The organism is Campylobacter sp. CNRCH_2014_0184h (genome assembly GCF_025772985.1).
Classification (GTDB): Bacteria; Campylobacterota; Campylobacteria; order Campylobacterales; family Campylobacteraceae; genus Campylobacter_D.
Genome location: NZ_JAKMTB010000009.1, coordinates 16,220 through 42,096 on the forward strand (window position 1 = coordinate 16,220; position 25,877 = coordinate 42,096).

The 25,877-nt window shown below is 29.2% G+C and carries 28 protein-coding genes and 1 pseudogene; 21 read left to right on the forward strand and 8 right to left on the reverse strand.

Translation table 11 applies throughout. The features are described 5' to 3' along the window. Positions 1-4 precede the first annotated feature (4 nt). Genes L8X36_RS07220 through L8X36_RS07260 form a run of 9 tightly spaced genes read left to right on the forward strand, consistent with a single transcriptional unit; the run spans position 5 to position 8,728 of the window. Entirely contained in the window at positions 5-2,068 is a 2,064-nt protein-coding gene (locus tag L8X36_RS07220; protein ID WP_263683225.1) for an N-6 DNA methylase, read from the forward strand. Further along, positions 2,068-3,132 (forward strand): DUF262 domain-containing protein, encoded by a 1,065-nt coding sequence (locus L8X36_RS07225; protein ID WP_263683226.1) that lies wholly within the window; start codon positions 2,068-2,070, stop codon positions 3,130-3,132. The genes L8X36_RS07220 and L8X36_RS07225 overlap by 1 nt, the downstream gene beginning before the upstream one ends. A gap of 4 nt (positions 3,133-3,136) precedes the next feature. Further along, entirely contained in the window at positions 3,137-3,838 is a 702-nt protein-coding gene (locus L8X36_RS07230; protein ID WP_263683227.1) for an MAE_28990/MAE_18760 family HEPN-like nuclease, read from the forward strand. Beyond that, positions 3,831-5,246, forward strand: a complete 1,416-nt coding sequence (locus tag L8X36_RS07235) for a restriction endonuclease subunit S (RefSeq protein WP_263683228.1) — start codon at positions 3,831-3,833, stop codon at positions 5,244-5,246. Before L8X36_RS07230 ends, L8X36_RS07235 begins: the two co-directional genes overlap by 8 nt. Further along, positions 5,243-5,434 carry a sulfur carrier protein ThiS gene (gene thiS, locus L8X36_RS07240; RefSeq protein WP_066006795.1) on the forward strand — a complete coding sequence of 64 codons (192 nt, stop codon included), beginning with the start codon at positions 5,243-5,245 and terminating at the stop codon, positions 5,432-5,434. The genes L8X36_RS07235 and thiS overlap by 4 nt, the downstream gene beginning before the upstream one ends. Then, positions 5,431-6,231 carry a thiamine biosynthesis protein ThiF gene (gene thiF / locus L8X36_RS07245; RefSeq protein ID WP_263683229.1) on the forward strand — a complete coding sequence of 267 codons (801 nt, stop codon included), beginning with the start codon at positions 5,431-5,433 and terminating at the stop codon, positions 6,229-6,231. Before thiS ends, thiF begins: the two co-directional genes overlap by 4 nt. Further along, on the forward strand, positions 6,231-6,989 hold the full coding sequence (locus tag L8X36_RS07250; RefSeq protein WP_263683230.1) for a thiazole synthase: 759 nt from the start codon (positions 6,231-6,233) through the stop codon (positions 6,987-6,989). Before thiF ends, L8X36_RS07250 begins: the two co-directional genes overlap by 1 nt. Position 6,990: 1 nt before the next feature. Next, positions 6,991-8,124: a 2-iminoacetate synthase ThiH gene (gene thiH, locus L8X36_RS07255; RefSeq protein WP_263683231.1), complete on the forward strand. Its 1,134-nt coding sequence runs from the start codon at positions 6,991-6,993 to the stop codon at positions 8,122-8,124. Then, a complete protein-coding gene (locus tag L8X36_RS07260; RefSeq protein ID WP_263683232.1) occupies positions 8,114-8,728 on the forward strand; it encodes a thiamine phosphate synthase in 615 nt (204 codons plus the stop codon). Before thiH ends, L8X36_RS07260 begins: the two co-directional genes overlap by 11 nt. A gap of 4 nt (positions 8,729-8,732) precedes the next feature. On the opposite strand, the gene L8X36_RS07265 is transcribed toward L8X36_RS07260, so the two are convergent. Beyond that, a complete protein-coding gene (locus L8X36_RS07265; RefSeq protein ID WP_263683233.1) occupies positions 8,733-10,094 on the reverse strand; it encodes a DASS family sodium-coupled anion symporter in 1,362 nt (453 codons plus the stop codon). Between the two features lie 206 nt (positions 10,095-10,300). On the opposite strand from L8X36_RS07265, the gene mapA reads away from it, so the two are divergent. The 6 genes and pseudogenes from mapA to L8X36_RS07295 all read left to right on the forward strand — a co-directional run bounded on the left by mapA (position 10,301) and on the right by L8X36_RS07295 (position 16,405). Next, the gene (gene mapA / locus L8X36_RS07270) at positions 10,301-10,948 is read left to right on the forward strand and encodes an outer membrane lipoprotein MapA (protein WP_263683234.1); all 648 of its coding nucleotides are present in this window, start codon (positions 10,301-10,303) and stop codon (positions 10,946-10,948) included. Then, a pseudogene (locus L8X36_RS07275) lies at positions 10,945-11,517 on the forward strand (ComF family protein). Before mapA ends, L8X36_RS07275 begins: the two are co-directional and overlap by 4 nt. Before the next feature lie 36 nt (positions 11,518-11,553). Next, positions 11,554-14,139 (forward strand): DNA gyrase subunit A, encoded by a 2,586-nt coding sequence (gyrA, locus tag L8X36_RS07280; protein ID WP_263683235.1) that lies wholly within the window; start codon positions 11,554-11,556, stop codon positions 14,137-14,139. Positions 14,140-14,199: 60 nt separating this feature from the next. Continuing rightward, on the forward strand, positions 14,200-14,718 hold the full coding sequence (locus tag L8X36_RS07285) for an LPP20 family lipoprotein (protein WP_257397303.1): 519 nt from the start codon (positions 14,200-14,202) through the stop codon (positions 14,716-14,718). Further along, entirely contained in the window at positions 14,694-15,140 is a 447-nt protein-coding gene (locus L8X36_RS07290) for a hypothetical protein (protein ID WP_263683236.1), read from the forward strand. Before L8X36_RS07285 ends, L8X36_RS07290 begins: the two co-directional genes overlap by 25 nt. Before the next feature lie 62 nt (positions 15,141-15,202). Further along, positions 15,203-16,405 (forward strand): ABC transporter permease, encoded by a 1,203-nt coding sequence (locus L8X36_RS07295; protein ID WP_263683237.1) that lies wholly within the window; start codon positions 15,203-15,205, stop codon positions 16,403-16,405. Between the two features lie 11 nt (positions 16,406-16,416). Here L8X36_RS07295 and L8X36_RS07300 read toward each other — a convergent pair whose 3' ends face one another. Genes L8X36_RS07300 through L8X36_RS07310 form a run of 3 tightly spaced genes read right to left on the reverse strand, consistent with a single transcriptional unit; the run spans position 16,417 to position 17,843 of the window. Continuing rightward, on the reverse strand, positions 16,417-16,974 hold the full coding sequence (locus L8X36_RS07300; protein WP_263683238.1) for an SCO family protein: 558 nt from the start codon (positions 16,972-16,974) through the stop codon (positions 16,417-16,419). 3 nt (positions 16,975-16,977) lie between these two features. Then, the gene (locus L8X36_RS07305) at positions 16,978-17,424 is read right to left on the reverse strand and encodes a hypothetical protein (protein WP_263683239.1); all 447 of its coding nucleotides are present in this window, start codon (positions 17,422-17,424) and stop codon (positions 16,978-16,980) included. Next, positions 17,424-17,843, reverse strand: a complete 420-nt coding sequence (locus L8X36_RS07310) for a copper chaperone PCu(A)C (protein ID WP_039668649.1) — start codon at positions 17,841-17,843, stop codon at positions 17,424-17,426. The genes L8X36_RS07305 and L8X36_RS07310 overlap by 1 nt, the downstream gene beginning before the upstream one ends. Positions 17,844-17,953: 110 nt before the next feature. Between L8X36_RS07310 and L8X36_RS07315 the strand changes: the two genes are divergently transcribed. The 3 genes from L8X36_RS07315 to L8X36_RS07325 are packed head-to-tail and all read left to right on the forward strand — an operon-like array spanning position 17,954 to position 20,194. Then, positions 17,954-18,940: a L,D-transpeptidase family protein gene (locus L8X36_RS07315; RefSeq protein WP_412175032.1), complete on the forward strand. Its 987-nt coding sequence runs from the start codon at positions 17,954-17,956 to the stop codon at positions 18,938-18,940. Further along, positions 18,940-19,947: an alanine racemase gene (locus tag L8X36_RS07320; protein ID WP_263683240.1), complete on the forward strand. Its 1,008-nt coding sequence runs from the start codon at positions 18,940-18,942 to the stop codon at positions 19,945-19,947. The genes L8X36_RS07315 and L8X36_RS07320 overlap by 1 nt, the downstream gene beginning before the upstream one ends. 37 nt (positions 19,948-19,984) lie before the next feature. Next, a complete protein-coding gene (locus L8X36_RS07325) occupies positions 19,985-20,194 on the forward strand; it encodes a hypothetical protein (RefSeq protein WP_012661838.1) in 210 nt (69 codons plus the stop codon). Between the two features lie 2 nt (positions 20,195-20,196). Here L8X36_RS07325 and L8X36_RS07330 read toward each other — a convergent pair whose 3' ends face one another. Genes L8X36_RS07330 through hemB form a run of 4 tightly spaced genes read right to left on the reverse strand, consistent with a single transcriptional unit; the run spans position 20,197 to position 24,277 of the window. Further along, positions 20,197-21,465, reverse strand: a complete 1,269-nt coding sequence (locus L8X36_RS07330) for a (Fe-S)-binding protein (RefSeq protein WP_263683241.1) — start codon at positions 21,463-21,465, stop codon at positions 20,197-20,199. 1 nt (position 21,466) lies between these two features. Further along, positions 21,467-22,822 carry an oxygen-independent coproporphyrinogen III oxidase gene (gene hemN / locus L8X36_RS07335; protein ID WP_263683242.1) on the reverse strand — a complete coding sequence of 452 codons (1,356 nt, stop codon included), beginning with the start codon at positions 22,820-22,822 and terminating at the stop codon, positions 21,467-21,469. Further along, positions 22,809-23,294 (reverse strand): DUF2603 domain-containing protein, encoded by a 486-nt coding sequence (locus L8X36_RS07340; RefSeq protein WP_257397313.1) that lies wholly within the window; start codon positions 23,292-23,294, stop codon positions 22,809-22,811. Before L8X36_RS07340 ends, hemN begins: the two co-directional genes overlap by 14 nt. 2 nt (positions 23,295-23,296) lie before the next feature. Beyond that, positions 23,297-24,277, reverse strand: coding sequence for a porphobilinogen synthase (hemB, locus tag L8X36_RS07345; protein ID WP_263683243.1), 981 nt, complete (start codon positions 24,275-24,277; stop codon positions 23,297-23,299). A gap of 69 nt (positions 24,278-24,346) precedes the next feature. Here hemB and ribA point away from each other — a divergent pair, with 69 nt between their 5' ends. Genes ribA through L8X36_RS07360 form a run of 3 tightly spaced genes read left to right on the forward strand, consistent with a single transcriptional unit; the run spans position 24,347 to position 25,853 of the window. Beyond that, positions 24,347-24,907, forward strand: a complete 561-nt coding sequence (gene ribA, locus L8X36_RS07350) for a GTP cyclohydrolase II (protein WP_263679656.1) — start codon at positions 24,347-24,349, stop codon at positions 24,905-24,907. 2 nt (positions 24,908-24,909) lie between these two features. Further along, a complete protein-coding gene (rsmG, locus tag L8X36_RS07355) occupies positions 24,910-25,497 on the forward strand; it encodes a 16S rRNA (guanine(527)-N(7))-methyltransferase RsmG (protein ID WP_412175677.1) in 588 nt (195 codons plus the stop codon). After that, complete coding sequence (locus L8X36_RS07360) at positions 25,491-25,853, forward strand: hypothetical protein (RefSeq protein ID WP_263683245.1); 363 nt, start codon at positions 25,491-25,493, stop codon at positions 25,851-25,853. Before rsmG ends, L8X36_RS07360 begins: the two co-directional genes overlap by 7 nt. Positions 25,854-25,877: the final 24 nt, after the last annotated feature.

Sequence of the window (25,877 nt, forward strand, 5' to 3'; positions counted from 1 at the left end):
TAGAATGATTGAGGAAATTTTAAAAGATAGTGATTACAAGCTAGATCTATTTAGTAAAAAAGCTATTGCTGAATTGGAAACTAAAATTATAGTTAAAACAAACAAAAATAATCAAATTATATACTATACTAATTGTCTTATCCGCGATAAAGAAATTAAACTCACGCCAGAAGAAATTGTGCGTCAACTTTATATCGATAAACTTTTAAATGAATATAACTATCCTAAAGATATGATAAAAATTGAATTTGGTGTGCATTTTGGACGCGAAGTAAAAAGAGCTGACATTGTGATAATGGATAAAATCCAAATTACAACCCCATATATTATTATAGAAGTAAAAAAGCCAAAGTTGAAAGATGGTAAAGAGCAGTTAAAAAGTTATTGTAATGCTACAGGTGCAACTATGGCAGTGTGGTGTAATGGTAAAGAAATTAGTTATTATCATAGAAAAGATCCAAATTATTTTGAATCTATTCCAAATATTCCTGCATCAAACCAGACATTACCAGATCTGTTGAAAGTAAAATTTACCTTCGATGATTTGATCAAAGAAGATATTTTAAAAAGTCAAAAGCGAAGTTTAAAGAATTTAGTTACAGAAATGGAAGATGAGGTGTTGGCAAATGCCGGAGTTGATGTATTTGAAGAATGTTTTAAACTTATATTTATAAAACTTTTTGATGAATTAGATGGCGCAAGAGATAGAACAAAGAGTTTAGAGTTTAGAAATTATGGAGAATCTGATTCTGAACTTAAGCAAAAAATAGAAAATCTCTTTGATAAAGCAAAGAAAAAATGGGAAGGTGTATTTAATAATGATGAGAAAATTAAACTTTCTCCTTCACACCTAAGTGTGTGTGTGTCATCATTGCAAAATACAAAGTTATTTAACTCAAATTTAGAAGTGATTGATGATGCTTTTGAATATCTAGTGAATAAATCCTCAAAAGGTGAAAAAGGGCAATATTTTACTCCGCGTTATGTAATAGATATGTGCGTAAAAATGCTAAACCCTAAAAAAGATGAAAGTATGATAGATACTGCAAGTGGAAGTTGTGGATTTCCGATACATACTTGTTTTTATGTGTGGCGTTCAATTTATAAAGAAAGAGGTATAGAAGCAAGTCATCTCTTTACAGCCGAAGAAAAGATTTCTGAGTGTCAAGACTATGTAAAAGAAAAAGTGTTTGGTATAGATTTTGATGAAAAAAGCGTGCGCGTATCAAAAATGCTTAATCTAATCGCAGGCGATGGGCATACGAATGTCTTGTATTTAAATTCCATTGACTTTGATAGATGGGATGAATGGGTAAGAGATGATGAAGATTGGCAAGATGTGTATTTTGAGGGATTTAAACGCTTAAAAAAATTAAGAGCTACTAAAAACCAAAATAGGGATTTTAATTTTGATATTTTAATGGCAAATCCACCTTTTGCTGGAGATATAAAAGAAAGTAGAATTTTAGCTAGATATGAGTTAGGCAAAAAAGAAAATGGCAAACCTCAAAGTAAAGTAGGAAGAGATATTTTATTTATTGAACGAAATTTAGATATGTTAAAGCCTGGTGGTAGAATGGCTATTGTATTACCACAAGGGCGTTTTAATAATTCAAGTGATAAATATATAAGAGAATTTATCGCACAAAAGGCTAGAATATTGGCAGTCGTAGGACTTCATGGAAATGTCTTTAAGCCACATACTGGGACAAAAACAAGTGTATTGTTTTTGCAAAAATGGGATGATAAATTATGTCCAAAGTGCGAGGATTATAATATCTTCTTTGCTACGATGAGTGAGCCTAGCAAGGATAATTCAGGCGAAAAGATTTATTATCCACTTTTAGATTCTCATGATCATTTAGTAGTAAAACATGATTTATTTCATCCGCATTTAGAAGGAGATGAACCTATAAAACAAAAAGATGAAAGCCAAGAAGATTTTGATAAAAGAATGCAAGAATATAGGTTAAATGTAGAAAAATACAAAGACTTGCAAAAAGATGGCATAGCTGAAGCTTTTATTGAATTTGCAAAGAGTGAAAATTTGAGTTTTTGGAGGTTATAATGGCAAGCAATAAATCAATGTTAAGTTCAGATGAAATAACCAATATATTAAAAGAAAAACAAAAAAATATTAAATATGATACAAAAGATTGGTCTATTGAGTTAGTATTAAGCAAATTTCATAAACAGACAGAAAAAAATCAAACTGAAATTAATATACCATTTTATCAAAGAGGATTTGTTTGGACATCAGATCAAATATCTAAATTGATTGAAACAATTTTATTAGGATTACCATTGCCTTTGATTTTTTTAGAGCAAACAGATGATGGGTTGCTTGAAGTGATTGATGGATCACAGAGAATAAGAGCTTTGGATAAATTTTTTAACAATGAACATAAATTAAATAAATTAGAAATTTTGGGTGATTTTAATGGTATGAAATTTGAAGATTTTCCACCTTCGATTCAGCGAAAAATGAAAGATAGTTCATTGAGAATTATTGTATTAGAATCCAATGAAGAAGAAAATGCCAAGGATATTGCAAACAAAATATTTGAGCGCATTAATACAGGAGGAACAAATGCTACAGCTATGGAAGCAAGAAAAGGATCAAATTACGGTAAATTTGTTGAATTTGTTTATAGTGAATGTTCTACTGAAGAATTTGAAAATATAGCTAAACTTGGAAAAACAGCTTCTTTAAGGGGGTATCAGCAAGAGCTTATTATTAAGTTTTTTGCTTATTATGATTTATATATTAAAAATAACAAAATAGAATTTAATGAAACTATAAATGCTGTGCTTGAAAATTATATGAAAGAAAAAAATAAGAGTTTTGATAATGATGATAAAAACAAAGACGAGCTTCTAACATTATTTAAAAATGTAATCAAGATTATAGAAAGATGTAAGATTACAGAAAATGATTTTTACAAATTAAGAAAAAAAGATAAGCTTTTGCCTATTATGTTAGCAATTGCAATTTATATTAAGGATAATCCAAATTATGCTAATAAAACCTTTAATGTTTGGTCTCAAGATTTTATAAGCAAATCAAACAACAGTAGCTTACAAACTCTTAATAATAATATTATGTTAATCTTAGATAGTTTAAAGCAATAAAGTCATGGAATCTTGGACAATATATAAAGAACAAAAAAGTTTTTTAAAAGATTTGTTAAAAGATATGGAAACGATGGATAAAGGAAACAATAATGCTTTTTATAATAAATATGCACAATCAATGAAATCAAAGTTTGTGATTATGCTCTATACAATGCTAGAAAGTGTAGTTATGCAAAGTTTGCAAGATATTTTTGATCATATTAAACAAAATAAAATCAGTTTTTATGATTTACATGATAATATGAAGAAGATTTATTTCCGAGCAAAAATTAAAAATAAAGAAAGACATTTCAACGCTATTGTTGCAGATAATTTAATTGAGGTAATAGAACAATTAAACAATGGTATGGTAGAAATTAATTTAAAAAAAGATTTCAACAGCGAAAACCCATTTAATGCTGGCTCTTTAAATTATAAGAATGTTAAAGATAATATCCTCGCGATACTGATGTCATCAGATAGTATTGATAGCAATATAAATAAATTTAATAAATATTTTAAAATTAATATTCAAGAGATAATTGGAGCAAATACCAAAGATAGAAACAAACTTGCTCATGGAGAAAAAAGTTTTCAAGATTTTGGAAGCAATATAACTGTAGATGATTTAAAAAAAAGATATATCAGTATTATTATATTTTTGCATAAATATCTAAAAAATATAGAATACTATATTATTAACAAAGGCTATAAAAATGCTTAACCAGACTTTGCAGGAAAAATACCCGCATTTAGAAATTAGCGTATTAAAGCTTAGTGAAGTTCAAAAGGATAATGAGAGTAAAAGAATAGATTCTGAGTTTTTCAAGAAAGAATATTTTGATGCTATGGAGACTATACAATTAAATCAAGTTGAATATTTGGGCGATAATATGAAATTTAATTCTCGGTATTCGCAACCGAAATATGACGAGACAAGCAAGATGAAAGTTATCAATAGTCAATATATTAGGAATGAATATATTGACTATGAAAATGCAAAAAGTGGGTATGGAAAAATTGTTCCAAAAGAATCTGTATTGATAAATGCAACAGGTGTAGGAACTTTAGGTAGAGTATTTATCAATATACTTGATTTTGATTTTAGTATAGATAGTCATATTAATGTTATTGTTGTTAAAGATAAAACATATTTAAACCCTTGTTTTTTGACTATTTTTCTGCAAAGTTATTATGGTCAGATTCAAATAATCAGATATTATAGTGGAACTTCCGGGCAAATTGAAATTTATCCTAGAGATTTTAATTATTTTAAAATCCCCATTCTTCCTATAGAATTTCAGTTAGAAATTGAAAAAATGGTAAAAGATTCTCACAAAGCATTAGAAGAAAGTAAGGAGTTATATAAAAAAGCAGAGGAAACTCTATACTTTGAGTTGGGGATTGATGTAAAAAATCCATTGCAAAGTTTTCTAGATTCTAAAATAGATTATTCTGCAAAATCACTCAATATCTCTATACGCACTCTAAAAGAATCTTTTCTAAAAACAGGAAGATTGGATTCTGAATATTATCAAAGCAAATACGAAGACATAGAAAAATTTATAAAATCTTATCCAAATGGATATGATAGCTTTTCAAACATTATAAACAATAAAGACGCAAATTTTACTCCTAAAAATAATGAAAATTACAGTTATATAGAGCTTGCGAATATAGGCAATAATGGCAATATTAGTGAGCCAATTAGTGATTTTGGGAAAAATTTACCCACAAGAGCAAGAAGAATGGTATGCAAGGGAGATGTAATTGTTTCAAGTATCGAAGGCAGTTTATCAAGTTGTGCTTTAATCACCCAAGAATTTGACAAGCATTTAGTTTCAACAGGATTCTTTGTATTAAATTCAAAATTATTAAATGGTGAAACTTTGCTTGTAATGTTTAAAAGTCAAATGTTTCAAGAATATTTAAAGAAATTTCCAAGCGGAACAATACTTTGTGCAATAAATAAAGAAGAGTTGTCTAAAATCCTTATCCCTAAAATAGATCCTACAACTCAAGAAAAAATTGCAAAATATATACAAGAAAGCTTTAATTTAAGGAAAAAATCTAAACAATTATTGGATAATGCAAAAATTAAAGTAGAAGAGCAAATACAAGGAAAAACATGATTATTAATGGGCAAAAGCTTGAGTTAAAAGAGCTTAGATTTATGGATTATGTTAAAGAAAAGCAATTAAAAATAGAATTTATTGCTTTAGAATTAAACGGAGAAATTATCCCAAGGGATAAATTTGAAAATTTAATTTTAAAAGAAAATGATAAAGTAGAGATTGTTACTTTTGTAGGTGGTGGTTGATGAGAATTAAATTTAATGGTAGTATGATAAACACGCATTTTAAAAACACTTTGGAATTTTTTCAAAGTGTGAGTAAAAATGAAAATGATGTATGGATAGTCAATGGTTTTGCAACAAAAGAAAGTTTGGATCTAAAAGAAAATGATGAGCTTTTTTGTATAGAAAAAAATACTTTACCACCATATGAAGCTCTTGATGCTATGATGAGGGCAAGACATACTCCAAAACTTCATGATAAGCTTAAAAAGGCAAGTGTGGCAGTGTGTGGGCTTGGTGGACTTGGCTCGCATATAGCTATAAATTTAGCAAGAAGTGGGGTTGGTAAGCTTCATTTGATTGATTTTGATGTGGTTGAGCCAAGTAATCTTAACCGTCAAGCTTATATGGTGGAAGATTTGGGTAAATTTAAGGCTGAAGCTTTAAAAGATCAAATCACTAAAATTAATCCTTTTATAGAAGTATTTGCACAATTTTTAAAAATAGAAAAAGAAAATATAGCCGAACTTTTTACAAATGATGATATTGTTTGTGAAGCCTTTGATAGTGCAAAATATAAAGCTCTTTTAGCACAAAATTTTCACCAACATTATCCTCAAAAAACATTAATTTGTGCTTCTGGTTTAGCAGGATATGGCGATAGCAACAGTATACAAACAAGAAAAATTGCAAAAAACTTTTATGTTTGTGGTGATTTAAAAAACGAGGCAAAGGTAGGCAATGGACTTATGGCACCGCGTGTAAATATTTGCGCAGGACATCAAGCAAATTTAGTTTTAGAACTTTTAGCGAGCGAGTAATGGAAAAATTAAAAATAGGAAAATATGAGTTTAATTCTAGGTTTATTTTAGGTTCTGGGAAATTTTCTTTTGAGCTTATAAAATCAGCCATTGAAGAAGCAAAAGTTGAGATTATCACCTTAGCTTTGCGTAGGGTAAATGATAAAGGCATAGAAAATATACTTGATTTTATCCCAAAGCATATTAAGCTTTTACCAAATACTTCAGGTGCAAGAAATGCTAATGAGGCATTGCGTATAGCAAGACTTGCAAGAGAGCTTGGTTGTGGAGATATGATTAAGGTTGAAGTAATTAGCGATAGTAAATATTTATTACCGGATAATTATGAAAGTATAAGAGCAGTAGAACTTTTAGCAAATGAGGGTTTTACACCTTTAGTTTATATGTATCCTGATTTATATGCAGCACGTGCTATGGCTAATGCAGGAGCCGCTGCTATAATGCCTCTTGGAGCTCCTATAGGAAGCAATAAAGGCTTAAAAACTAAAGAATTTATACAAATTTTACTTAATGAAATTAGCTTACCTATTATAGTAGATGCAGGTATAGGAAATCCAGCACAAGCTTGTGAAGCCATGCAAATGGGAGTAAGTGCAGTGATGGCAAATACCGCCATAGCTCAAGCTAAAGATGTAGCAAAAATGGCAAAGGCTTTTGCTTTGGCTATAGAGGCAGGATATAATGCGTATTTAGCAGGTATAGCAATTGAAAGTACGCCAAGTGCAAGCTCGCCTTTGAGTGGTTTTTTAAGAGATTAAAATGCAAAAATATCCTCATATGCAAAGTATTGAAAGTGAAATTTTAACCAAGGTTTTAAAAGAAGTTGAAATTTTTGATGAAAGTAAATTTAGCGCTTTTGATGTAAAACAAGCTTTAGCTAAAGATTATCTTAACTTAGAAGATTTAAAAGCCTTGCTTTCAAGCACAGCGGAAGATTTTATAGAAGATTTGGCGCAAAAATCAAGCAAGATTACTCAAAAATATTTTGGAAATTCCATTTTGCTTTTTACACCTTTATATCTTTCTAATTTTTGCAATAGCAAATGTACTTATTGTGGATTTCAAAAAGGAAATAACATTAAAAGAGCTAAGCTAAATGAGGCTGAAATTCACAAAGAAATGCAAGAGATTAAAAAAAGTGGTTTGGAAGAAATTTTACTCTTAACAGGTGAGGGTAGGGAGTATGCTAGCGTAGAATATCTTGCCAAAGCTTGTGAGATAGCAAAAGAGTATTTTAAAGTCGTTGGGATTGAAGTTTATCCTATGAATGTAGATGAGTATGCACTGCTTCATGAAAAGGGTTGTGAATATGTAAGTGTTTATCAAGAAACTTACAATCAAAAAACTTATTCTAAAATTCATATTGAAGGTGAAAAAAGTGTATTTGAGTATCGCTTTCATGCGCAAGAGCGAGCGTTAAAAGCGGGTATGAGAGGGGTTGCTTTTGGAGCTTTACTTGGTATAGATGATTTTAGAAAAGATGCTTTTGCCACGGCATTGCATGCGTATTTTTTACAGCAAAAATACCCTCATGCTGAAATAGCTTTATCTATCCCTAGATTAAGACCTATTATTAATAATAAAAAAATTCATCCAAAAGATGTAAGCGAAACAAGACTTTTGCAAGTTTTATGTGCTTATAGATTGTTTTTACCTTTTGCAGGTATTACGATTTCTACGCGTGAAAGAGCAGGATTTAGAGATGGGGTTATTAAACTTGGAGCTACTAAAATGAGTGCAGGTGTGAGCGTGGGAGTGGGTGAGCATCAAGGTGATAAAAAAGGCGATGATCAGTTTCAAATTAGTGATATGCGTAGTGTTGATGAGGTTTTAGCTATGTTAAAAAATGCAAATTTGCAAGCTATAATGAGCGATAGTATTTATGTGGGATAAAAAAGTCATTGCTATTAGCGATAGTCAAAATACCCAAGGAGATTTTTTAAATTTTATTGAAAAACTAAGTCAAAGTAGTATTGATGCTTTGGTGCTTAGAGAAAAACATTTAGATGAGTTAGAATACGCTAAATTAGCCAAAGAAGTATTAAAAATTTTTAATAAAACTCAAAAGATTTGCTTTTTGCATTATCATTATGAAGTTTGTTTAAAATTAAATCATCAATTTTTTCATGCTCCTTTATTTGTTTTACAAAATTGCCTACAAAGCTATAAAAAATTTGAGCTTTTGGGTGCTTCTATCCATTCTAAAGAAGAATTAGATTTAGCTTATAAGCTTAAAGTAAGTCATGCTTTTTTTGGACATGTATTTAAAAGTTCTTGTAAGGTTGATTTAGCTCCAAAAGGTATTAAGAATTTAAAAGATTTGTTAGAAGTTTCAAAAATACCCATTTATGCCATAGGTGGCATAAATACTCAAACTATAAAACACTTAAAAGATTTAAATTTAGCAGGTGTGTGTATAAGAGAAGCTTTGTATAAAAGTGAAAATGTAAAAAAATATATTTTAAGATGTAAAGACCTTTTAGTCCAAAAGGACTAAAAGATTATAACCAGAAGAAATATGCAATTATTGCAAGGCTAATTGAACAGAATATATTTAGTATAATTCCTACTCTTACCATTTCTTGTTGTTTGATATGGCCAGTACCAAAAACTATAGCATTTGGTGGTGTAGCAACTGGTAGCATGAAAGCACAAGAAGCGCCAATAGCAATAATCAAAGCAAGTCCTAAAGCAGGAACACCTAAAGTATCTGCTATAGAGATAAACAAAGGCACAAGCAAGGCTGCTGAAGCAGTATTTGAGGTAAATTCTGTTAAGAATACTATAAAAAATGCTATGATTAAGCCTATAACAAATAAATGTCCATTTTCTATAAATGAAATAATGGTATCAGCCATAACCTTGCTAGCACCTGAATCCTTTAACACTACACTTAGAGTAATACCTCCACCAAAGAGCATTAACACGCCCCAATCAGTATTTTTTTGTACATTTTTCCAATCAATCACTTTAAATGCACATACTAAAACAGCTGCAAGCAAGGCAATAATTGCATCAAGATTTGCTATTTTATGTCCAAAAATACTTGTGATGATAGGACCTATATTACCACTAAAAATCCAAGATAGCGCAACCACTAAAAAGATTATTAAAGTGATGATTCTAGGTCTTGTAAGTTCTATATTTTCAGTGTGTAAATCAACTTGTAGATTAAATCTTGGTTTAAACATAAAATACAAAATCAAAATCATTGCAGGTAAAAAGATTAAAACAATAGGAATACCATATTTTAACCATTGTGCAAAACTAATGTGTAATTGAGTAGCAACAATAGCATTTGGTGGAGTTCCTACTATAGTGCCTATACCACCTATGCTTGCACTAAAAGCTATACCTAAAAGAATGAAAACATAGGTATTTCTATCTTTTTGTGGATCAAGTGAAGCTAACATACCTATAGCAAGCGGAAGCATCATGGCTGCGGTTGCAGTATTACTCATCCACATAGATAAAAATGCAGTAGTGATAAAAATATATAAACTTGATAAACCTAAATGTCCTTTTGCTAGGGTTAAAATTTTATGTGCAATTAGCTTATCTAGCTTTTGATGATGCATGGCTGCTGCTAGAGCAAAACCGCCAAAAAATAAAAAGATATTAGAATCAGCAAACCCTGTTAAAGCCTTAGCAGTAGGTAATAATCCTAAGATGGCTGCTAAAACAGGTACTAAAATAGCTGTAATAGTAACATGCAAAGCTTCGCTAAGCCACAATATAGCGATAAAGATCAACAGGGATAATCCTTGGTTTACCTTAGTTTCGCCAAAAGGGGAGAAATAAAGCAAAGCGATAAACAACACTAAATCAGCAATAACTATAAGTGTTTTTGTGTTTGAACTCATTTAACAACTCCTTTAAAATATTGTAGTTTTGTAACATATTCTAAATGAATTTTCTTTTAAATATTAATTTTTATATAATTTTTTTTTACAAAATTATTTTTGTGTGAAAAAAAGTAATTTTTAGTAAAATTCATTTGTTTTTGGTATAATTTTTGCTGATTAAAAATCATCTTAATCAAAAAGATGATTGCTTTTAAGGAAAGATAATGTTTAAAAAAATGTTCGTATGTATTTTAGCTTTGTTTTTTGGCGCTTGTACTATAAACCCTAAAAATCAAGGTGTAGCTAAGGTTAATGAAGTTATAAAAATCCAAGCACAGTGTTATAATCCTTCTGATTCTAAAGCATATGAAGCAAAAATTAAAGGTCTTGTGTATATTAGTGATGTAGGACTTAAGTATTGTACAAATAAAAGAACAATTGATAAAAGTGCTTCTTTGAAAAAAGTTTATATTCATAGAGTGTATGATTTAAATGAGAATTTGAAATATTCTTCTTCTAATGGAAATAATTATTATATTAATGAAAATTTTAACTACTATTTTTATGTGTTTTTAAAAGAAGAATTAGAAAATAGAGGTATAGTAGTGGTTGAAAATACACAAGATTCTCCTTATGTTTTAAGAGTAGATTTGAGTTTTAATGATTTTTATTCTAAATTTGATTCTAATTCTTTATTTTCAATTATTGCTAGTCAGCTAACATTAAAAGATATTAACACTAATAAAACTATTAACATTAAAACTAAACAAGAAGTTAAAGGTTTTTATAATATTAAAGATCTGCCTTTCTTCACTCAGCTTCTTATAAAGCAAGTAGCTAATAAATCTGCAGATATTATCAGCTCTTTGTGAGGTGTTTTAGTTGCCATGGATTTTCCTTTGCGAGCTTTTGTCCAGCTTGCAAGGAAGAGCTTTTAGAATATTCTTTAGGTATAAGAGAACTTGATAAAGGTTTTAAGGTTTATTATTTTTATCAATATGAACAAATTAAACATCTAATTTATTTTAAACACAAATTTCAAGGATATTTTGTTTTAAATACGCTTGCAAAATTAAGTTTTGCTAAATTTAAAGATTTTTTTCAACCCTCTTGTAAAATTAATGCCATAGCCTTGGATGATAAAACATATAAAAACTACTCTCATACTGCTATTTTAACCAAACATTTAAAAACTCAATTTATAAAACCTATGTATCATGCTTTGCAAGCTAATTCAGAATTTAAATATAGTGGAAAAAGTTTGTAATTTCGTAAAGATAATAAAAGATCTTATAAGCTTTTAAAGCGTCCAAAATATCCTGTGATTTTAGTAGATGATGTTGTAACTACGGGATTAAGTTTGCTTGAAGCAAGAGAGCTTTTAGAAAAAAATAATATCGAAGTACTTTTTGCTTTAGTTTTAGCTAACGCAAAAGAATAATCTGCTAAAATACAAAGATTAATTTTAAGGATTTTTATGGAAAATATTTTTACTAAAGATTCAGATATTGAAAATATAGATATAGAAAGTTCTATAAAGAGTAGTTATTTAGATTATTCTATGAGTGTTATTATAGGCCGTGCTTTACCTGATGCTAGAGATGGGCTTAAGCCTGTTCATAGAAGAATTTTATATGCTATGAATGATTTAGGTGTTGGAAGTCGTAGTGCGTATAAAAAATCAGCGCGTATAGTGGGTGATGTTATCGGTAAATACCATCCACATGGTGATACAGCTGTATATGATGCTTTAGTAAGAATGGCACAAGATTTTTCTATGCGTTATCCAAGCGTAGATGGGCAAGGAAACTTTGGTTCTATTGACGGTGATGGTGCTGCTGCGATGCGTTATACTGAAGCTAGGATGACGATTTTAGCTGAAGAACTTTTGCGTGATATAGAAAAAGATACAGTTGATTTTATACCAAATTATGATGATTCTATGAGTGAGCCTGATGTTTTACCTGCTAGGGTGCCAAATTTATTACTTAATGGTTCAAGTGGTATTGCAGTAGGTATGGCTACTAATATTCCTCCGCATAGCTTAAATGAGCTTATTGATGGTTTGCTTTATTTAATTGATAATAAAAATGCAAGCTTAGAAGAAATAATGCAATTTATCAAAGGCCCTGATTTTCCAACCGGTGGTATTATCTTTGGTAAAAAGGGTATTATAGAAGCTTACCGCACAGGTCGTGGTAGGGTAAAAGTAAGAGCAAAAACCCATATTGAAAAAAGAGCTAATAAAGATATTATTGTAATAGATGAACTTCCTTATCAAACCAATAAAGCAAGATTGATAGAGCAAATTGCTGAACTTGCTAAAGAAAAACAAATCGAAGGCATTGCTGAAGTTAGAGATGAGAGTGATAGAGAAGGAATTCGCGTAGTAATTGAGTTAAAACGCGATGCTATGAGCGAGATTGTGTTAAATAATCTTTTTAAATCTACCACTATGGAAAGCACTTTTGGTGTGATTATGCTTGCTATACATAATAAAGAACCAAAAGTTTTTTCTTTAATTGAACTTTTAAATTTATTCTTAAATCATAGAAAAACTGTAATTATTAGAAGAACTATTTATGAGCTGCAAAAAGCTAGAGCTAGAGCGCATATTTTAGAAGGTTTAAAAATTGCACTAGATAATATTGATGAAGTGATAGCTTTGATTAAAAACTCTCCTGATAATCCAACGGCTAAAAATTTATTAATGCAAAAATTTGGCTTAAGCGAGCTTCAATCTAATGCGATTTTAGATATGAAATTAGGTCGTTTAACAGGACTTGAAAGAGAAAAAATCGATAATGAATTAAGAGAATTATTAGCAGAAATAGAGAGGCTTGATCAAATTTTAAAAAGCGAAATTTTGCTTGAAAATTTAATCAAAGATGAGTTAAAAGAAATCAGAACAAAATTTGATGTACCAAGAATTACTCAAATTGAAGATGACTATGATGATATTGATATAGAAGATTTAATACCAAATGAAAATATGGTAGTTACTATCACTCATCGTGGCTATATTAAGCGTGTTCCAAGTAAGCAATATGAAAAACAAAAACGCGGTGGTAAAGGTAAGGTCGCGGTTACAACTTATGATGATGATTTTATAGAAAGTTTCTTTACGGCAAATACACATGATACTTTGATGTTTGTTACTGATCGTGGACAGCTTTATTGGCTTAAGGTTTATAAAATTCCTGAAGGAAGTAGAACTGCTAAAGGCAAAGCTGTGGTTAATCTCATTAATCTACAAGCAGATGAAAAAATCATGGCAATTATTCCAACCACTGATTTTGATGAGAGCAAATCATTGTGTTTCTTTACTAAAAATGGTATCGTAAAACGCACAAATTTAAGTGAATATCAAAACATTAGAAGCGTGGGTGTAAAAGCGATTAATCTAGATGAAAATGATGAACTTGTTACTGCAATTATCGTAGCAAGGGATGAAAATGAAATTGTAAATATAAATACAGACGAAAACTTAGAAGCAGAAGATAATCTGGAAATTGAAACAAATGAAAATAGCGAAGAGTTTGAAATTGTTAGTGGTAAAATGCTTTTTGCAGTTACTAAAAAAGGTATGTGTATTAAATTCCCACTTACTAAAGTTAGAGAGATTGGCCGCGTAAGTAGAGGGGTGACTGCGATTAAATTTAAAGAAAAAGATGATGAAGTTGTGGGTGCTGTTGTTATAGAAAATGACGCGCAAGAAATCTTAAGCGTAAGCGCAAAAGGTATAGGTAAGCGTACTGATGCAGGTGAATATAGACTTCAAAGTAGAGGTGGTAAGGGTGTAATATGCATGAAACTTACTGCTAAAACAAAAGATTTAATCGGAATAGTTATAGTCGATGAAAGTATGGATTTAATGGCATTAACAAGCAGTGGTAAGATGATACGCGTTGATATGCAAAGTATTAGAAAAGCAGGTAGAAACACAAGTGGTGTGATTGTTGTTAATGTTGAAAATGATGAGGTTGTAAGCATTGCTAAATGCCCTAAAGAAGAAGATGAGGAATTAGATGCTGAAACTAATATGGATTTAAATTTAGAATAGTAAAATTCTGGAATGCTTTTTGCTATCTTAAATAATATCAAATAAATTGAAGGTGTAAAAATGAAAAAAGTTATTTTTATGTTTTGTTTGGCTTTAGGTTTTAGTGCGTGTGCACTAGATCAAAGAGGTGCGAAACCTGCTCAAGCTCAAGCTACTCAAGCTGCAAGTTCTGATGTTGTAGTTCAAAAAGTAGACAAAGATGATGTGCGTAATATCATTAGAGAAGAAAAAATGCTTGCAAATGATACAAGCACAGACAATGATTTAACTTTTACAGCAGTGGGTGAGGGTATTGCTCCTTTAAATACAGTTTCTGTTGGTCAAGCTTTGGCCTTAGCTAAAAGAGCAGCAATCACTGATGCTTATAGACAATTAGCTAGTAAGTTATATGGTGTAAGAGTTAATGGTAAAGATACAGTAAAAGATGCAATGCTTAAAAGTTCAACCATTACAGCACAAGTAAATGGTTTGATTAAAAATGCAAGTGTAGTTGATCAAGACTTTAAAGATGGTCTTTATAGAGTAAATGTAGAACTTAAAATCGATGCTGACAAGTGGAAAGAATTGTTTGCTTATTAATCCTTATAATTTTTAATGCTACTGCCCAAGATGAGTTTATATTTTGGGCAGAACTCTCTAATAAAAATTTAATCCTTTTTCATCAAAATGAAACTATTTCTATGGCTATGACCAAGAGTAAAAAAAAGAATTTAGAATATGCTTGTGAGTTAGTTTATACACCAAGTGACTTGAAGTCTTTAGTGCGCAATGATTTTGGTATGATAGATGAAGAGAAAATGACAAAATTAGATAAATTTAACTTTTTAAATAATCACAAAAATGATTTAATTGATTGCTTTTTTAATTCAAAAATAGATGTAAAAGATTTTGTAAAAAGTGAACAAGCAAGCGCGCAAAGCGAAACTTATGTAAGAATTTTGCCACTAAGATTTATAGTTGAATTTCATGATAATAGTGCCTTTGTATATTATCTTAAATAAATACAAAGCTAGCTTTTATAAAAATCAAGTTAAAATACTTAAAAAAATATTAAGAGTATAAAATGCAAAAAAGTATCCCTCGTTATTTATTATTTAAATATTTGCGTTTTGATAAAGATCAACCCTTTATCATGCTTTCAAAAATTTTAGCCTTTTTAGGTGTGAGTATAGGGCTTTGCGTGCTTTTAGTTGCAATGGCTATTATGAATGGTTTTGATAAGGAATTTGAAAGAAAACTTTTTACTATGAATTATCCTATCACTATATTGCCACGTTTTGGAGCAAGTGTGGATGATAAATTATTACAAGAATTAAGAATCAAATTTCCAAATTTATTATTTAGTCCTTATATTGCCACTCAAGTCATAGCAAGAAATGATTTAAAATTAGAAGGCGGTATGCTTTTTGGGGTTAATTTTGAAGATGAAAAAAAGATCAATGAAGTAGTAGCTCAAGCTTTAGGAGATAAAAAATTAGATAATTTTGATATTTTAATTGGTAAGGGTTTAAAAGAAGAATTTGGACTAGATTATAATGAAAAAATAACTCTAATTTTTTCCAATCTTAATGCTAGTGGTCTTTCGCTTATCCCGCAGGTTAAAAGATTTGATGTTAAGGCTGATTTTTCTTCAGGGTTATTAGCCTATGATAAAGCTTATATGTATACAGATGCTAAAGCCTTAGCTAAAATTTTATCATATCCTCAAGGAAATTATGATGGAGTGCATGTGTATTCAAATAAACCCTTTGAAGATATTAAACAAATTGATGCTTTTTTGGGTGCAAGATATGCTAGCATCGGTTGGTGGGAACAAAATGGAAATTTCTTTGCAGCTCTTGCTTTAGAAAAAAGAGCTTTGTTTATAGTATTGATGTTGATTATTTTAGTTGCAAGTTTAAATATAGTAAGCTCTTTATTGATGATAGTGATGAATAGACGCAGCGAAATAGCTTTATTGCTTTCCTTAGGTGCTAGTAAGCTAGAGATTAAAAAAACATTTTTTTCTTTAGGATTTTTGATAGGTGGAAGTGGTATCGTAGCAGGTGTGATACTTGCAGCTATTGCTTTGTGGGTACTTGGAAATTTTGACATTATTTCTTTGCCAAGTGATGTTTATGGTATGAGTAAATTGCCTTTAGAACTTTCTTTAGTTGATTTTTGTATTACACTTTTTGGAGCTATTGTGATTGTAAGTTTATCTTCTTATTATCCTGCTAAAAAAGCAACTCAAGTAGATATTTTAGATACTTTAAGAAACGAATAAATTGTAAAAATTTATTCGTTTAAGAATTTTTGAATTTCATTGAAAAAGTTTTCATAACTAATATCTTTTATGGTTTTAATAAATTTTCCATTCTCATCAATCAAATAAAATTCGCCACTATGTGCTATAGAATATCCCATAGCAGAATCTTTAAGATTGATTTTTTCATATACTACGCCATAATTTTTAGTAACTTTTTCTAATTCTTTTTCATCTTTAGCAACCAATGCAGTTGAATTTGGGTAAAAATACTTAACCCATTGGCTAGTTTGAGTTAAGTTGCTATCTCTTGCTGGATCTAGTGAGATAAATACTACATGAGCTTTTTCTTTATTTGGCATTTTTTCTAAAACATTAGCAATCAAGGCAAGCTCACCAGGACAGACATCAGGACAATATGTATAGCCAAAATATACAATTAGTTTTTTACCGATAAAATCTTTTAGACTAAGTATGCCTTTTTCAGAATTTAAGTGAAAATTGTATTTGTTGTTTTCAAAATACTGCACAGATATAAAAAACACCCCAAAAATTACCACAATTAATAAAAAAATATTTATTTTTTTCATATTTTACCTTTTTACATCAAAGTCAAAATAAAAATCTAGTGGAGTTTCATCATCAAAAAGCTCTATTCTAAAACGCATCACATCTAGCGTACAAGAACTTAAAACTAATTTAGCATGATAAGTGTTGTTGATTTTTTTAAATTGTGGAACAATATCTCCCATATACATATTAAGCCCATAAACTCTAGCGTTTAGTTTTTTAAACTCACCTAAATTAGTGATATTTAAATCAAGTTCATTTAGTGTAGTTATAGGCTTTGGATTTAAATTTATCAAGATTTTTTTATCTTTAAAATTATACTCACACTCTTGGATATTTAGATCGCATGCTAAAGGCGTTAGAGTGGTGATTAACTCTCTTTTTTTCCCAGAATTTGTTGAATTAGTATAAAAATAAGCCCCGCATATAGCAAAGATTATAGCTAGGGCAAAGATAAGTAGATTTTTCATTATTTTTTAATGCTTCTTGACTTAATATCTTTTAGTTCAATTGTGCTATTATCATCAAAATAAAGTGTTAAATTAGCTTTGGTTTGAGGTGTGATATTTTCTTTAAGATTTAGTATCATAATATGCATGCCACCTGGCTTAAGTTCAGCGCTTGAATTGGCTTTTATGGTAATTTGAGGGATTTGCACCATCATTTTTTTACCATTTTCCATGATATGATCGTGAATTTCAGTTGTATCACTTAATGAGCTTTGAGCTTTTATTAGTTTTATATCTTTATCAGAGTTGTTTTTAAGTTCCAAAAAAATTGCTGTTGTTTTAGAATTTGGCGGAGTTTGTCTAACATAAGGATCATTTATAGTGATTTCATTTGCAATAGCAAAGGTGCTTAATATAGCTAAACTAAGTAATTTTTTCATTATCATTCCTTTATATTTTTTAGTCAATCATAAACATTATACACGGAAAAAATTAAAAATATATTTATTGTAAAAATATTATAATTATCTCTTTGTTGTTTTAAATTTTAATAGAAAGGTATAAATTGTTTAAAACTATATTAGTATTATTTAGTCTGGTTGTATTTGTAAATGCAAGTGATCTTGCAAAAATTTATTTAAATCAAGGTATTGATGCAGTTGAAAAGGTGTTAGAGCAAGAATTAAGCAAGAAAGATTTTTGGCTTGATGAGATAAAAGATAAAAATGTTAGCCTTGGTTACTACGAAGAAAATGTAGCTATTGTATTGACTAATAAAAGCGACAAAATCATTAGAGTTTATCATTATAATGATGGAAAAGTAGAAAAGAAATTTATTCAAAAAGATGTTTTAACTGGTTTGGCTGGAGATAAAGAAATAGAAGGGGATTTAAAAACTCCTATAGGTTTTTATGAGCTTGGAAAGAAATTTTATCCTGGTGACCCATATTATGGACCATTTGCTTTTGCGACAACTTATCCAAACGTTTTAGATAAAACTTTAGGTAAAACAGGTGGTGGAATTTGGATTCATGGATATCCTTTAGATGGAACGCGTTTAGATACTTATAAAACTAGAGGTTGTATTGCTGTACAAAATGATTTACTAGAAGATTTTAATAAATTAGTCGCTGATAGAAAATCATATGCAATGACAGAGGAAAAAAATAAAGTAAGAACAAACCATGAAGAAGTTGCTATTTTGTTAGCAAATTTATTTGCTTGGAAAGACAGTTGGCAAAAAAGTGACATTGACAAATACTTATCTTTTTATGATCAAAAAATATTCAAGCATAAAAATAAATTTTCATATGAGCAGTTTGCAAAAAACAAACAAAGAATTTTTGCTAAAAAAGAAGAAAAAACTATTAAATTTTCAGATCTTAGCATAAGTCCTTATCCAAATGAAAAAAATGAGAAGATTTTTAGAATAGGATTTTATGAAGATTATCGTAGTACTAATTATAAATTCAAAGGAGAAAAAGTTCTTTATGTTAAGCTAGTTGAAGATAAAATGCAAATTTTAGCTGAACAATAATGGCTTATATAAAAATCGATCGCTTAGCTTATGAGTATAATCTTGACCTAATAGCCTCTAAGGCTGGAGGTTATGAAAAAGTAATTTGTGTTTTTAAAGATAATGCTTATGGTCATGGAGCTAAACTTTTAGCTCCTATAGCTAGAGCAAAAGGTATAAATTTTATAGCCGTAAAAAATGAAGACGAAGCAAAAGAGCTTGAAAATATTTTTGATAATATCTTAATTTTATCTCATCATCCACATGGTAATGAAAGTGAAAAATTTATTTATGCATTAAATGCAAAAAATGACATAAAAAAGCTTAAAAAAAATACAAAAATTCATTTAGTCATGGATACAAATATGCATAGAAATGGAATTTTACCTGAAGAAATTCAAGAAGTGATGCAAGGGTTAAAAAGTAATAATTTGATACTTCATGGAGTGATGATGCATTTTGCAGGAAGTGATGAAGTAGATGCAAGTTATTTTGTGCAAAAACAAAAATTTCAATACGCTAAAAAGTTAATTTATGATTTATTACAAGAAGAGGCTAAGAACTTAGTATTTCATTCTCATAATTCTGAAGCTTTATTTAGAGCAAATACTTTAGAAGATGATGAGTATTGTAGAGTAGGGCTTGTACAATTTGGTTATGCGCATTTTAATAAAGATTTGCGTAAGGTTTTGAGTTTATGGGCTGAAAAATTAAGCCAAAGAGTGTTAAAAAAAGGTCAAAGTGTTGGTTATGGTGGAATGTATAGTGCAAAAGAAGATATCGAAATAGCAACTTATGATTTAGGTTATGCTGATGGGCTTTTGCGTTATGATGGTAAAAAAGATTTTTTTCTTCCTAATGGTAAAAAAATACTTGGAAAAATGTCTATGGATAGCTTTTCTTGTGAAAATGATAGTGAGGTAATTTGTGTTATGAATGATGCAAATGTTATGGCTAACTTTTTTAATACTATTAATTATGAAATTTTAGTAAAACTTTCTCCAAATTTAAAAAGAATTGTAATTTAAGATAAAAAGTACTAATATATCTAAAGAAAGGATAAATATGGCATTTTTAAATTGGGCTATTTTAATTTTATTTTTATTTATAGTGTTTTTGCTGATTAATCGTTATGAAAGAAAAATAAAGATTTTGCATAAAAATATAGAGATTTTAAAAAATGAATGCAAGAAAAATAGTGAAAACATAGAACAAAATAGAATTTTAATAGAAAAAAATAGATCAAACATTGAAGATATTAAACATCAAGATTAGTTTTAATCTTGAAGTGTTTTAGCTATAAGTTCTAATGGGTGTAAAAATCTTGTGGAAATTTTTTCATGCTCTAATGCATTTGAAATTTGCATTCTACAAGCTGAGCACTCTGCGCTAATGATTTCTACATTACTTTTTTGTATGTTTTGAGCTTTTTTTATGCCAACTTGCAAAGCTTTTTCATAATGATCAGTTTGTATGCTAACTCCACCAAAACCACAGCACTCGTTTGACTTGATAAGTTCTTTAAAAGCATAATTTTGCTTTAGTAAAGCTCTTGGTTCTTTAAAAACCCCTTGCATTTTTCTTGCATGGCAAGGATCATGATATGCGATTTTTGTATTTATTTTTTTCTTTGTTTTTAAAAGTTCTTCTAAATTAGTGTATTCATAAAAATATTTTGTTGCAAGTAATATTTTACTGGAAATATTTTTAGCTCTTATTGCCCATTCTTCATCATTTTGCATATGGAAAAAATGTTCATAGTCTATATTAATCATCGCAGAGCAGGTCGCTTCTGGGATAATGATATAATCTAGTGTTTTTAATTTCTCCTCAAAATAAATGATATTTTTTTTAGCTAATTTTTCTACACTGTTAAAATCTCCGGTAAAATAATGAGGAGCACCACAACAAGATTGATCTTTTAATAAATCTACATTGATTTTAAGATGTTTACAAATTTCAAGCAAGGCAAAACCTGTATTAGTGTAGGAATAATTAGATAAACAACCTATAAAAAGTCCTATAGTTTTTTCGCCTTGATTGTTTATAAAATCAGGATTAGAGGCTAAAAAACTTTTCTTAGCTAAAGAAGGCAATAAGCGGTCTTTTTTGATTAATGGTAGGCTAAATTTAGCTTTCATTCCTAAATTTTTATGTTGCAAGCTAAAAGCACAACTTTGAAAAACATAGCCTAATCTTGCTAAGATATCTAAAATCTTTCTGTGTCTTAAAAAAAAGAAAGCAAGCTTTTTATACCATGCTATGCCAAATTTTTGAGCTATATCAAAGCGCGCTTTTTCAATAGCACTATCTACTCTTAAATGACTTGGACAAACTTCAACGCAATTTGTGCATAAAAAACATGATTCGAAAGTTTTTTTAAGATTTTTATCAAGTTCTAGTTCTTGATTTTTATAAGCACTAATTAAATCCAAAAAACCACGAGGAGAAGTGCTCTCATCGCGGTTTATCTCATGTATAGTACAAACTGGTATGCATTTGCCACATTTTACGCAAGCATTAGAAATTTCATTAACATTTAGCATATTAAACCGTTTTAGAAAATACTTTTTTATCTTCACTAATGCGTTTTAAATATTTATCAAAACACATAGCAATATTACGTATTAAAAGTACTCCTGTTTCATTAACTTTGATATAATTTTCATCTATAGTGACAAATTCGCTAAGTTCTTCAAGTTCTTTTAAATCTTGTTTAAAATATTCAAAAAAATCAATCTTAAATTTATTTTCTATATTTTTTATATTAAGGGCAAAATTACTCATAAGTTCCATAATAACAGCTTTTCTTAATTCATCATCATCATCAAGCATAATACCTTTTTCACAAGGTAATCTACCTTCATCAATAGCTTTTTCATAACTTGGCATGTCTTTGAAATTTTGCATATAATGTCTTTGTCCTTCGCCTATACTTGTTAAGCCAATGCCAATTAAATCAGTTCCACCTTTTGTAGTATAGCCTTGGAAATTTCTATGCAAGCTACCATTTTCTAAAGCTTTAAAAAGTTCATCTTGTGGTTTTGCAAAATGATCCATTCCTATCATTTTATAACCATTTTGAGTTAAAAATTTTTCACAGTATTCTAAAATCTGAAGTTTTACATCAGGGCTTGGTAATGTACTTTCATCGAATTTTCTCATATTTTTTTTAAGCCAAGGTACATGTGCATAGTTAAAAATAGCAAAACGATCAGGATTGATTAGTAATGCTTTTTCTAAAGTTTGCTTAAAACTTTCTAGGCTTTGATAAGGAAGGCCATAAATTAAGTCCATATTTACTGAGTTAATTCCCTTTTTTCTTACCATATCTACTGCATTTTTGGTTAATTCAAAAGGTTGAATTCTATGAATTTCCTTTTGAACCTTTTCATCAAAATCTTGCACGCCAAAACTGATACGGTTAAAACCATTTTGAATCAAAACATCAGCTTGTTCTTCATTTAAAAATCTAGGATCAATCTCACAGCTTACTTCACTATCTTGGGTAAAATTTGGAAAAACACTTTTAATTTTTAAAATCAAACTTTGCAATTGTTTAGCGCAAAAGAAAGTAGGGGTGCCACCACCAAAATGCATTTGAGCTACTTCTCTTTGGGTGTTGATGATATTTGCTAAAAGATCAAGCTCTTTAAAAAGATAGTTTAAATATCTTTCTTTGCTTTCTTCTTTAGCAGTATATATTACATTACAACCACAAAAATAGCAAGCGCTTCTACAAAAAGGCAAATGAAAATACAAAGACAATTGTGCTTTTTGATCTTTTAAAATTTGTATATAATCTTCATATTTAAACTGAGTGTTAAATTCCACTGCAGTAGGATAAGATGTATATCTTGGGCCTGCTTTGGAGTATTTAACAAAGCTTTTATAATCTTTCATTTGGTTTTACCTTTTGCATCATTTCTTTCATATTAATAAACAAATTAGGATGTTTAGCATGAATATTGCTAATTAGTTGATCTAAATCAATATTTACTTCTTTTACGCCTTTGGCAACTTGATGTTTAATCTCATCCATAGCAACCGTCCAAACATCGTTAAAATCAATAGGAATTTGTTGATAAATAGCCTTTTCTAATTTGAGTTCAAAATTATCTTTTTGCACCTCTTTGGCATTTTGTAAAAACTCAATTAGGGTTTTTACTGAAAACATAGTTTTAACTTCGCCATTTTCATCTACTATAAACCATGGTTCAGGTGCTAATTCATGGCCATTTTTTAAGCTTAATTTTTTTTCTTTTTCGTTTATATGAGTTAGATGAAATATGGTTTGATTGTGTTTTTCTATACCCAAATAATTTGATAATTCATTAATGATATCTTGAGAACTTTTTTTACTTAGACTATCCAATCTTACTCCTTGTTTAATAATTTTGCAATTTCTTTTGCATGATAAGTTATGATAAGCTTAGCTCCTGCTCTTTTGAAAGCAAGCATAGTTTCAAGCACTATTTTTTCATAGTCAATCACACCTGCTTTTTGACCTGCTTTTAATAAAGCATATTCACCACTTACATTATATACACAAAGTGGAAGTTTGGAATGATTTGCTATATCTTTAACTACATCTAAATACGCAAGTGCTGGTTTAACCATCAAAATATCAGCACCTTGTTTTTCATCTTCTAAGCTCTCGCATAAGGCTTCTTTACCATTAGCAAAATCCATTTGATAGGTTTTTCTATCCCCATAGCTTGGCGCAGAATCAGCCACATCTCTAAAAGGTCCATAATAAGCTGAGGCAAATTTAGTAGAATAAGCCATAATAGGTAAATTCTCAAAACCATTTTCATCTAAAGTTTTTCTTAAAGTTTCAATAATGCCATCCATCATACCGCTTGGTGCTATCATATCAGCGCCATTTTTGGCATGAATTAGAGCTTGTTTGGCTGAAATTTCTAAAGTTAAATCATTATCCACACTTTTGCTTTTTGGATCAATAATACCACAATGACCATGATCAGTATACTCACAAAAACAAAGATCGGTAATCACTACTAAATTAGGAAATTTTGCCTTAATAGCTCTTAGACTTGTAGCAATCAAACCATCATCGCTCAATGCATCACTTCCACAGCTATCTTTTTTAGAACTTTCTAGCACACCAAATAAAATAATAGCTTTAATGCCAAGATTAATTAGTTCTTCGCATTCTTTTAAAATTTCATCTAAGCTCATTTGAAACACACCTGGCATAGATGCGATTTCATTTTTAATATTAGTACCATTTACAACAAAAAGGGGGTAGATTAAATCATCTAAATTTAAAGTATTTTCTTTTACTAGACTTCTAATATTCTCATTTAGTCTTAATCTTCTAAAGCGTTTAAACATAAATTTCCTTTTTGTTTGTTAAAATTGCTTAAATTCTAGCATATTTTTTGTAAAAAGGTGAAGAAAATAATGACTATTCAAATTTCTGAAATAGCAAAACTTCCCACTCGTTTTGGAGAATTTAATATACAAAGTTTTAAAGAAAATGACAAAGAACATCTTTGTATTTTTAAAGGAAAATTAGAAAAAGAAGTTAATATTAGAATCCATTCAGAATGTTTAACAGGTGATGTTTTAGGAAGTTTAAAATGTGATTGCGGTGAGCAACTTGACTTTTCATTAAAATATATCCAAGAGCATGGTGGTATGGTGATTTATCTAAGACAGGAAGGAAGAGGTATAGGACTTTTTAATAAAATTAATGCTTATGCTTTACAAGATAAGGGTTTTAATACTATAGAGGCAAATCATCAATTAGGATTTAAAGCAGATGAGCGTAGTTATGAAATAGTAGATTTTATACTTAAACATTATCAGATTACTAAGATTAATCTTTTGACTAATAATCCTGAAAAACTTAGCTCTTTAAAAGGAAAAGTAAATTTAAGAATTCCTATTTTAATTGAAGCAAATCGTTTTAATAAAGATTATTTGGAAATTAAACATACGCAAATGGGGCATTTAAATTGAAAATTTATGAAGAGCAATTAAATTTTTTAAAAGATTTTGCAAATAAAGATGATTTTTACCAAAGAATCGCGCTTTATAAAGAGTTGTTAAAAAAATTTAATGCTGTGCATAATCTAACTCATCTTGAAAACATAGACGACAATATTATTGATAGTATAAAAATTTTAGACTATTGTGATTTGACTGATAAAAAAAAGATTGTTGATGTTGGAAGTGGGGCTGGTTTTCCTGCAATATTTTTAGCATGTATTTTGGAAAATAGTAATTTTTTTCTATTTGAACCCAGTGTTAAAAAGGCTTCTTTTTTAAGAGTGATTAAAACTGAGCTTAATTTGATAAATATAAATATCATAAAAGAAAAATTACAAAATCATCCACCTTTCAAAGTAGATTTAATCACATCAAGGGCTTTGATGGATATAAAACCTTTGATTGAAATTTCAAATGGTTTTTATGATGAAAAAACTTCATTTTTGCTTTATAAAGGTAGCGAGGTTTATGATGAACTACAAGGAATGAAAGATTATAAAATTTTCAACCGCGGTTTTAGAAATTATTGTCTTTTAAAAGTAAAGGAAAAGCTATGTTAATTTTTGGACATCCTTTGATAAATATGCAAAAATTTAGTCATTATGAAAATATTTTTATTAAAACCAATGTGAATTGTTTTGAATATGATGAATCGGTTATTAAAAATGCAAAAGATGAAAAAGTAGATTTTGGTATTTTTGTTAAAAACGAAGAAGAAATTTTACTTTCTAATGCATTGGGTGCAAAATACATTTTAATAAAAGATGAAAATTTGGCAAAAATTGCATCAAAGATGGCCGAGTTTTATATGTTTGATTCTAAAATTTTATTTTTGCTTGATACTTTAAAAAATAACCTGAAAAAAGCTTATGAATTAAATGTAGATGGAGTTTGCTTAAAATCCTTCATCAGCTAAACTAAACCCATTAAGGGTTTAGTC

Coding starts and splice junctions, on each gene's coding strand:
- L8X36_RS07220 (WP_263683225.1), top strand. CDS start 5: ATGATTGAGGAAATTTTAAAAGATAGTGATTACAAGCTAGATCTATTT.
- L8X36_RS07225 (WP_263683226.1), top strand. CDS start 2,068: ATGGCAAGCAATAAATCAATGTTAAGTTCAGATGAAATAACCAATATA.
- L8X36_RS07230 (WP_263683227.1), top strand. CDS start 3,137: ATGGAATCTTGGACAATATATAAAGAACAAAAAAGTTTTTTAAAAGAT.
- L8X36_RS07235 (WP_263683228.1), top strand. CDS start 3,831: ATGCTTAACCAGACTTTGCAGGAAAAATACCCGCATTTAGAAATTAGC.
- thiS (WP_066006795.1), top strand. CDS start 5,243: ATGATTATTAATGGGCAAAAGCTTGAGTTAAAAGAGCTTAGATTTATG.
- L8X36_RS07250 (WP_263683230.1), top strand. CDS start 6,231: ATGGAAAAATTAAAAATAGGAAAATATGAGTTTAATTCTAGGTTTATT.
- thiH (WP_263683231.1), top strand. CDS start 6,991: ATGCAAAAATATCCTCATATGCAAAGTATTGAAAGTGAAATTTTAACC.
- L8X36_RS07260 (WP_263683232.1), top strand. CDS start 8,114: ATGTGGGATAAAAAAGTCATTGCTATTAGCGATAGTCAAAATACCCAA.
- L8X36_RS07265 (WP_263683233.1), bottom strand. CDS start 10,094: ATGAGTTCAAACACAAAAACACTTATAGTTATTGCTGATTTAGTGTTG.
- mapA (WP_263683234.1), top strand. CDS start 10,301: ATGTTTAAAAAAATGTTCGTATGTATTTTAGCTTTGTTTTTTGGCGCT.
- gyrA (WP_263683235.1), top strand. CDS start 11,554: ATGGAAAATATTTTTACTAAAGATTCAGATATTGAAAATATAGATATA.
- L8X36_RS07285 (WP_257397303.1), top strand. CDS start 14,200: ATGAAAAAAGTTATTTTTATGTTTTGTTTGGCTTTAGGTTTTAGTGCG.
- L8X36_RS07295 (WP_263683237.1), top strand. CDS start 15,203: ATGCAAAAAAGTATCCCTCGTTATTTATTATTTAAATATTTGCGTTTT.
- L8X36_RS07300 (WP_263683238.1), bottom strand. CDS start 16,974: ATGAAAAAAATAAATATTTTTTTATTAATTGTGGTAATTTTTGGGGTG.
- L8X36_RS07305 (WP_263683239.1), bottom strand. CDS start 17,424: ATGAAAAATCTACTTATCTTTGCCCTAGCTATAATCTTTGCTATATGC.
- L8X36_RS07310 (WP_039668649.1), bottom strand. CDS start 17,843: ATGAAAAAATTACTTAGTTTAGCTATATTAAGCACCTTTGCTATTGCA.
- L8X36_RS07320 (WP_263683240.1), top strand. CDS start 18,940: ATGGCTTATATAAAAATCGATCGCTTAGCTTATGAGTATAATCTTGAC.
- L8X36_RS07325 (WP_012661838.1), top strand. CDS start 19,985: ATGGCATTTTTAAATTGGGCTATTTTAATTTTATTTTTATTTATAGTG.
- L8X36_RS07330 (WP_263683241.1), bottom strand. CDS start 21,465: ATGCTAAATGTTAATGAAATTTCTAATGCTTGCGTAAAATGTGGCAAA.
- hemN (WP_263683242.1), bottom strand. CDS start 22,822: ATGAAAGATTATAAAAGCTTTGTTAAATACTCCAAAGCAGGCCCAAGA.
- hemB (WP_263683243.1), bottom strand. CDS start 24,277: ATGTTTAAACGCTTTAGAAGATTAAGACTAAATGAGAATATTAGAAGT.
- ribA (WP_263679656.1), top strand. CDS start 24,347: ATGACTATTCAAATTTCTGAAATAGCAAAACTTCCCACTCGTTTTGGA.
- L8X36_RS07360 (WP_263683245.1), top strand. CDS start 25,491: ATGTTAATTTTTGGACATCCTTTGATAAATATGCAAAAATTTAGTCAT.